This is a genomic window from Oceanospirillum linum, from assembly GCF_001995095.2.
Lineage (GTDB): Bacteria > Pseudomonadota > Gammaproteobacteria > Pseudomonadales > Halomonadaceae > Oceanospirillum > Oceanospirillum linum.
In genome coordinates this window covers 1-488 of record NZ_MTSD02000061.1, presented here as the reverse complement: position 1 = coordinate 488, position 488 = coordinate 1, and the positions used below count along the sequence as shown (strand labels likewise).

Sequence of the window (488 nt, the reverse complement as noted above, 5' to 3'; positions counted from 1 at the left end):
TTTTTATCCTATGTTCGGAGTTCTCAAAATTTTGCTACAGACTTTCAGATACGGCCATTTAGGCCCGAAAGGCGGCATATTCTAAGTGAAAACACCGTCATAGGGAACCAAAAAAGCACAATATTCCATACAACTGCTCTTTTCATTGAAGTTGATGGATCTGTCAGCCTGAAAATGTGGACGCTATTGTAGGCACCCCAATACTAAACGCAAGTACTGTGAGCGCTTTTTTACAGTTCTGGAGCCTGAATACACAAAAAACCAGCAAATAGTTTAAATTTGCTGGTTTTAAGCTCTATCTTTCAGCGACTTTTTTCACACGTAAATTACATGCGAGGAAAGTTCCCTCCCCCCATGCTTGGTGGCAACATACCACCTAAACCACGCATCATTTTACCCATACCGCCTTTGGTACTGAATTTTTTCATCATCTTTTGCATTTGCTTGTGCTGTTTTAGCAAACGATTTAAATCTTGAATCTGTAGACC

1 protein-coding gene is annotated in these 488 nt (G+C 40.2%); it reads right to left on the bottom strand.

Features of this window, described 5'->3' with window-relative positions; translation table 11 throughout:
* Nucleotides 1–326: 326 nt before the first annotated feature.
* The gene (locus BTA35_RS19030; RefSeq protein ID WP_500690216.1) at nt 327–479 is read right to left on the bottom strand and encodes a hypothetical protein; all 153 of its coding nucleotides are present in this window, start codon (nt 477–479) and stop codon (nt 327–329) included.
* Between the last annotated feature and the right edge of the window lie 9 nt (nt 480–488).